The organism is Oleiphilus sp. HI0117 (assembly GCF_001635235.1).
Window position 1 is genome coordinate 1 of the sequence record NZ_LWGA01000785.1, and the last position, 7,848, is coordinate 7,848.

Annotated in this window: 6 protein-coding genes; 1 reads left to right on the forward strand and 5 read right to left on the reverse strand. The window is 46.5% G+C overall.

Going from position 1 to position 7,848, the window contains the following annotated elements; translation table 11 throughout:
* The 5 genes from A3757_RS12775 to grpE all read right to left on the reverse strand — a co-directional run.
* The coding region (locus tag A3757_RS12775; protein WP_304439189.1) for a carbamoyl-phosphate synthase domain-containing protein at positions 1-557 on the reverse strand (557 nt) is incomplete at its 3' end.
* A gap of 349 nt (positions 558-906) precedes the next feature.
* Complete coding sequence (dapB, locus tag A3757_RS12780) at positions 907-1,710, reverse strand: 4-hydroxy-tetrahydrodipicolinate reductase (RefSeq protein ID WP_068511692.1); 804 nt, start codon at positions 1,708-1,710, stop codon at positions 907-909.
* Between the two features lie 245 nt (positions 1,711-1,955).
* Complete coding sequence (dnaJ, locus tag A3757_RS12785; protein ID WP_068514048.1) at positions 1,956-3,101, reverse strand: molecular chaperone DnaJ; 1,146 nt, start codon at positions 3,099-3,101, stop codon at positions 1,956-1,958.
* Between the two features lie 258 nt (positions 3,102-3,359).
* Positions 3,360-5,300: a molecular chaperone DnaK gene (gene dnaK / locus A3757_RS12790; RefSeq protein ID WP_068514045.1), complete on the reverse strand. Its 1,941-nt coding sequence runs from the start codon at positions 5,298-5,300 to the stop codon at positions 3,360-3,362.
* Positions 5,301-5,460: 160 nt separating this feature from the next.
* On the reverse strand, positions 5,461-6,048 hold the full coding sequence (grpE, locus tag A3757_RS12795) for a nucleotide exchange factor GrpE (RefSeq protein ID WP_082865342.1): 588 nt from the start codon (positions 6,046-6,048) through the stop codon (positions 5,461-5,463).
* A 327-nt stretch (positions 6,049-6,375) separates the two neighbouring features.
* Between grpE and recN the strand changes: the two genes are divergently transcribed.
* Positions 6,376-7,848: DNA repair protein RecN (gene recN, locus A3757_RS12800; RefSeq protein WP_068739739.1), on the forward strand; the 1,473-nt coding region annotated here is incomplete at its 3' end.

Consider the following 7,848-nt stretch of genomic DNA (forward strand, 5'->3'; position numbering starts at 1 on the left):
TCGCTTTGCTCGCCATACCCGTCAGTTAGTGACCACTCAGCTTCTGTCCAAGAGGCCTGTTCAGTGCGTGTCACCTCTTTCGCCAAGTCCATACCTTTTAGACCAGGGAACGACTTCGCAGCGGCTAGCGCCTTTTCTTCACTAATGTCATCACCAGCGATAATGCAGCCATTCTGTGCACCTTTTTCACGCAAGATTCGCGTCAAACGGCGTGTATCAATATCTGCAATCGCGACAATGCCGTTTTCTTCAAGGTATTCGTTAAGAGGCTTTTCTGAACGCCAGCTACTCGCCAATAAAGGCAAGTTACGTATAACCAAGCCTGCTGACCAAATTTTATCTGACTCAACATCTTCGGCATTAACACCGGTATTTCCGATATGCGGATAAGTCAAAGTTACGATTTGTTTTGCATAGGAAGGGTCAGTCAGGATTTCTTGATACCCGGTCATCGCTGTATTAAATACAACTTCCCCGATGGTTTCACCGTCTGATCCAATGGAGACTCCTTTAAAAATGGAGCCATCTTCAAGTGCTAAAATTGCAGGTTTTGTCAACGCCAGTTCCTCGTCGTAATCGGCTAGGAGAGAATAATAAAGATACCGTCTTTAGGCGGGTTTGAAGTGGCCTTCAGAAACTACACGCTAGGTATAAGCGATAAGCATCTGGTCCCCGAGCAGGCATTCAAAGCAGCATTTTCACACAGATAAGTTGCAAAAAAGCGAGACGGAGCTTACCCCACCTCGCTTAAAATTCTTATACTTGCGCGCGCTTCAATGTTAACCCTGCTGATACATGCGGGCTTTGAATAGACAACCACTATTCAAACGGCGGCATTGTACACATTTATGACAATTATGTCTATCAGTGAGAGGCAGTTCATAGCGCATTTTTTAGCCAAGCCACTTATTTCAAATTCAGAACATCTCGCATTTCATACAAGCCAGGCTTCTGACTCTGCAACCAGGCTGCAGCACGAACTGCACCCCGAGCGAAAGACATACGGCTAGACGCTTTGTGAGTAATCTCTACACGCTCACCTTCGCCCAAAAACATCACGGTGTGATCACCGACAACATCACCACCACGAACGGTCGCAAAACCAATAGTTTCTTTATCACGTGCACCGGTTTGACCTTCTCGCCCATAAACCGCAACCGAGCGTAAATCCCGATCCAAACCATCGGCCACCGCTTGCCCCATCGCCAGTGCAGTACCAGAAGGCGCGTCAACCTTATGTCGATGATGAGCTTCGTAAACCTCAACATCGTAGTCGTCACCCAAAATTTCAGCCGCTTTTTGAAGCAGGTTCAGGCAAACATTTACGCCTGTACTAAAGTTGGCAGCCTTACACATTGCCGCAGAAGACTGAGCCAATAACAACTCCTCCTCTTCTTCAACGGTAAAGCCAGTCGTTCCGATAACAATACCCTTACCATGCTCCGCACATAACTTAGCATTTGCCAAGGTCGCTACGGGCGCAGTGAAGTCAATCAAGACATCGAACTGACCAATCACTTCAGACAAGCTACCTGAGACAACAACACCGTTCGCACCCACACCTGCTAACTCTCCAGCATCCGTTCCGACAAGGGAACTTTCTGGGCGCTCAATGGCTGCCGTTAGCTCTGCTTCAGAAGATAGACCCACGGCCTCAATTAACATTTTACCCATTCGACCAGCTGCACCGGTCACTGCAATTCTTGTCACTTTGTTTTTCCTTATTTATAGGCGAATAAACCGGCCCAACTACCTCTACGTCATTCTCGCGCAGATTCTCGTCATTCCCGCGCAGACGGGAATCCATTGTTTTGAACCCACCTCAGGTGCTGGAAAATGCTAGATCATTCTAAATACCATGATTTCCCCGTCGATACCTACTAATTGGGTGTATCTAACTCCGCGAGACAATGGATTCCTGCCTGCGCAGGAATGACGGTGGTGGAGGCAATAATCTAATTAGAACTCGTCATATCATCAAAAAAGCTTTTCACACCTTCAAACCAGGTATGCTTTTTTGGCGCGTGCTTTTTATCACCATGTTTATCTAGCGTATCCTGAAATTCGCGCAATAGGTCTTTCTGCTTTTTAGATAAGTTAACTGGCGTTTCAACAGTCACACGACACATCAAGTCACCAGCTGCACCACCGCGAACAGGGGCAACACCTTTGCCACGCAAGCGGAACATTTTGCCTGTCTGAGTCTCGGCCGGAATCTTCAATTTAACGCGACCATCTAGTGTAGGCACTTCCAGCTCACCACCCAGAGCAGCATCTACCAAGGAAATTGGCACATCGCAATACAAGGTCTTGCCATCGCGCACAAAGATCGGATGCTCTTTAACCGAAACCTGTACATATAAATCACCTGACGGCGCGCCATGCGTGCCCGCTTCACCCTCACCTGCCAAGCGAATTCGATCACCGGTATCGACACCCGGCGGAACCTTAACAGACAAAGTCTTGGTTTCTTCTATCACACCCGAACCGTGACATGAACGACAAGGATCTTTAATCATTGTTCCCTGGCCGCGACAATTTGGACAGGTCTGCTGCACAGAGAAAAAGCCTTGCTGCATTCTGACCTGGCCCGCACCATTACAAGTACCACAATGCTCAGGCTTAGAACCTTTTGCAGCACCCGAGCCATTACAAGGCTTACAGGTCACATGAGTTGGTACGCGAATTTTTACTGTTGTACCCTTAACGGCATCTTCCAAGTCCAAGTCGAGGGTATAACGTAAATCAGCACCACGAGCGCTACGCTGGCGGCCACCGCCACCTCCGCCGCCACCGAAAATATCACCGAAAACATCACCAAAAATATCGCTAAAGTTACCATTACCACCACTAAAGCCACCGCCACCAGCTTGCGGGTCAACACCTGCGTGACCATACTGATCATAAGCGCCACGCTTCTGCTCATCAGAAAGGATCTCATAAGCCTCAGTTGCTTCTTTAAACTTTTCTTCTGCTTGAGCATCATCCGGGTTGCGGTCCGGGTGGTACTTCATCGCCAAGCGTCTGTAGGCCTTCTTAACTTCCTTCGCATCAGCTGAGCGTTCAATACCCAGAACTTCGTAATAATCTCGTTTCGACATATGCAACAACCGTATTCAATAAAACCGTAAATAAAACTCTTCCCCGACCTCTGCCGAAGGATGAATCATTTTGCTAGCGCAGCTCTCAATAGCTCTATTGCGCATTAATACAAACTGACCTAGCAAAATAAACCTGAAGATATGCAAACGCGGAAGGCGATGCTTCCGCGTTCAAACGTAAGCTTTCAAACCAGAAGATTCAAAAATTACGCTATTTAAGTCTCAGAACAGGAGGGGCTACGCCCTCCTATCGACAACTTACTTCTTGTCGTCTTTAACTTCTTCAAACTCAGCGTCAACCACATTGTCGTCCGCTGCGCCAGCTGGCTCTTCTGCTGCACCGCCTTGCGCTGCTGCTTCTGGGCCTGCGCCCGCTGCTGCTTGCTCAGCATACATCTTTTGAGCCAAACCTGATGAAGCTTCAGTCAATGCCTGAGTCTTCGCTTCGATATCTGCCTTATCATCACCCTTAAGCGCTTCTTCAAGGTCAGTAATCGCAGCTTCAATCGCAGTTTTCTCTTCTTCAGTCGCCTTATCACCAGCTTCTTCTAGAGTCTTCTTAGTCGCATGAACAATCGCATCACCTTGGTTACGCGCAGTCACTAGCTCTTCGAACTGGCGATCGGCATCAGCATTTGCTTCTGCATCATTTACCATTTGCTCGACTTCATCATCAGATAGACCAGAAGAAGCTTTAATCACGATAGACTGCTCTTTACCTGTCGCCTTGTCTTTCGCCGATACGTTCAAGATACCGTTTGCATCGATGTCAAAAGTCACTTCGATCTGAGGCATACCACGAGGGCCCGCAGGAATATCTGACAAGTCGAAACGTCCCAAAGATTTGTTCTGAGCCGCTTGCTTACGCTCACCCTGTACAACGTGAATCGTTACAGCAGACTGGTTATCTTCAGCCGTTGAGAAGATCTGGGACTTCTTACTTGGGATAGTCGTGTTCTTCTCGATCAATGCTGTGGCTACGCCACCCATTGTTTCGATACCCAAAGTTAATGGCGTAACGTCTAGTAGCAGTACGTCTGTTACGTCACCAGCCAATACCGCAGCCTGGATCGCTGCACCCATTGCTACCGCTTCGTCTGGGTTAACGTCTTTACGTGGCTCTCTGCCGAAGAACTCTTCAACCTTCTTCTGAACCAAAGGCATACGAGACTGACCACCAACCAAGATAACGTCGTCAATTTCTGAAGCGCTAAGACCTGCATCATTCAATGCAGTCTTACAAGGCGCTAAACTACGTTCAACCAAATCTTCAACTAGCGACTCTAGCTTCGAACGCGTCATTTTCACGTTAAGGTGCTTAGGACCTGACGCATCAGCCGTAATATAAGGAAGGTTTACATCTGTCTGTTGCGCACTTGAAAGCTCAACTTTTGCTTTTTCAGCCGCTTCTTTCAAACGCTGCATCGCTAGAGGATCACCTTTAAGGTCGATACCGCTATCTTTCTTGAACTCATCAGCCAAGTAATCGATTAGCGTCATATCGAAATCTTCACCACCCAAGAAGGTGTCACCGTTAGTCGCTAATACTTCAAACTGCTTCTCGCCATCAACGTCAGCAATTTCGATGATAGAAATATCAAAAGTACCACCACCCAAGTCATAAACAGCAATTGTTGAATCGCCTTTGCTCTTATCTAAACCGAACGCTAGTGCTGCTGCAGTTGGCTCGTTGATAATACGCTTAACATCTAGACCAGCAATTTTACCGGCATCCTTAGTTGCCTGACGCTGAGAATCGTTAAAGTAAGCAGGAACTGTAATTACCGCTTCAGTTACTGACTCGCCTAGAAAGTCTTCAGCCGTTTTCTTCATCTTCTTCAAGATTTCTGCAGAGATCTGAGGTGGCGCTTTCTTATCGCCCTTAACTTCTACCCACGCATCACCATTGTCAGCTTTAGAAATGGTGTAAGGCACCATTGAGATGTCTTTCTGTACAACTTCATCTTCAAAACGACGACCAATTAAACGCTTGATCGCAAACAAAGTATTAGTCGGGTTCGTTACTGCCTGACGCTTAGCTGGCTGACCAACCAAGATTTCGTTATCGTCAGTGAATGCAATGATTGAAGGTGTGGTACGATCGCCTTCTGCATTTTCAATAACTTTTGGCTTTTCGCCATCTAGCAATGAAATACATGAGTTAGTTGTACCTAAGTCAATTCCGATTATTTTGCCCATTGATTTACTCCCGTTCTCTAATTTCTAAATTCTGTTGGTAAGGCTTAATGGCTTTTTTCATCTTAAGCCTTAGCGCCTATATTTTTGGGTTAACGCTTATATTTGGCCGAAATTTCCATTTTCAAGCTTTAAACCATTATTTTGTACTTTTTTTGTGCGTTTATTTGGATACAACAACCATTGCCGGTCTGACCAAACGACCATTCAAGGTATAACCTTTCTGCATTGCTGCAATCACTGTATTTGGCTCTGCATCCGGCGCAGGAACCATTGACATCGCCTCGTGCAACGTTGGATCAAATGGGTGACCAACCGGGTCAACCTGCTCCAGATTAAACTTCTGCACGCCACTCAAAAACATCGAAAGCGTCATTTCTACACCTTCGCGCAAGGTCGTCATTTCATTACCCGCTGCAACTTCCGCCTCTACCGCTTTCTCTAAGCCGTCGATGACAGGCAATAATTCTTTGGCAAATTTTTCCAAAGCAAATTTATGCGCTTTCTCTACATCCTGCTCTGCTCTGCGGCGAACATTCTGCACTTCAGCTTTGGCACGAATTGCCTGATCTTTAAGATCTTCAATTTGCTTCGCCAAAGACTCAGCCTCAGCCTGCCAATCCTTGCCATCTGCCTCAGCATTCTGCTCAGGGCCACTAGTTTCGACTTCTTCCTGAGCAGCTTCCACAGCCTCTTGAGCTGCCTCTACAATATGCTCTTCATTTGAATTATTTTCGTTTTCTACGCTCACCTGCGCCTCCACTGACCACAACTCTGCTATTTCGCTTATCAATCTCAAAACAGCAGTTAATCAAACTAATTAACGTTACGCAGCACATGCTGCACACCCTGACATAGCGACTTTCAAATGCTCTACGTGCACTTAAGCATCGCCAGTAATAAATAAGTTGGTGCCTATATGGGGGCCACTCTGAAAAGTTTCAAGTCACCACCAAGTTATTTTTTAACTGCATTTAATCTCGGCCTGAAAGAATAATATTTATCTTTACCAACTGGTTATAGATACAGTAATATTTAGCAAATTTTGATTTGCATATCCAGACACGGAAAAATAACCATGCTTAGCCAACTCAAAGTCTCCAACTTCGCCATCGCTGACCACCTGGAAGTTTTATTCAACAACGGCATGACCGTACTCAGCGGAGAAACCGGAGCTGGTAAATCAATTATTCTCGACGCATTAGGCTTGGCGCTTGGCGACAGGGCTGATACGAGCATGGTGCGTCACGGAGAGCCCAAGGCTGAAATTTCTGCAGCCTTTGAGTTAGACAAACACCCCAAGGCACTTGAATGGCTTAAAGACCACGACCTGGAAGAAGGCGAGCAATGTATATTGCGCAGAGTCATCACAGCCGAGGGCCGCTCGCGCAGCTATATAAATGGCCACCCTAGCCCTCTACAGAATTTAAAATCAATTGGCGAGCTACTGATTGATATTCACAGCCAACACGAACACCAATCCTTACTTAACAAAGATAACCACCGGGTGATTGTCGACAACTTTGGCCAACTACAAAGTACCTCAGACAAGGTTTCCAGCGCTTTTAATAAATGGTCAAGTCAAGCTAAGCACCTATCTAAACTTGAAAACAACCAGGATGAGATTACTGCCCGCATTCACCTCATTACCTTTCAACTTGAAGAGCTCGAGGCACTGGGCCTACAAGAAGGTGAAGTTGAGCAGCTCGAAAAAGAGCAATCCCAGCTAGCAAATGCAGAACTGCTTTTGAGTAGAGCACATGAAGCTCTAGCGTTATGTTCAGAGGGTGATGCTAATGCCGCCAGCATGGTTTCTTCAGCCTCCTCATCACTACACAACCTACCCAGCGAAAATCATGAGATTAGTGAAGCACTCAACATGCTGAATGAAGCGCAAATCCAAATTGAAGAGGCAGGTAGTAATTTACGCCATTTTATCGACTCATTTGAACTCAACCCAGCACGCCTGCAAGAAATCGAAGAACGCCTAAGCACTGCTTACCAGTTAGCAAGAAAACACCGCTGTGAACCCACTGAGCTGTTAACCATACAAAACAAACTCAGCAAAGAACTACATGACTTTAATAATGGCGACCAAAATCTGGAGCAACTGCAAGCTGAAGTAATCGAATTGGAAAACACTTACCGGGCCTTAGCTGAAACGCAGCGTCAGAAGCGTATAAAGTGTGCCAGCTCTTTAGAAAAGAAAATATGTGAGCAGCTAGCATTGATGGATATGAAGTCAGTGAAGTTCTGCGTCAGCCTAACACCTCTCGATAACAGCAAGGTAAGCCAGCACGGTCTGGATACCGTCGAATTCCTGATTAGCACCAATCCTGGACAGCCCCCCAAAGCCATCAACAAAGTTGCCTCAGGCGGTGAGCTGTCCCGAATCAGCTTAGCGATTCAAGTCATTGTCGCTCAAAACTCGACCATTCCAACACTGGTTTTCGATGAGGTGGATGTAGGCATTGGCGGCGGCACAGCACAAATTGTTGGCCGACTACTCAAATCGCTAGGCAAGAATGGACAAATCATTTGCGTTACCCAC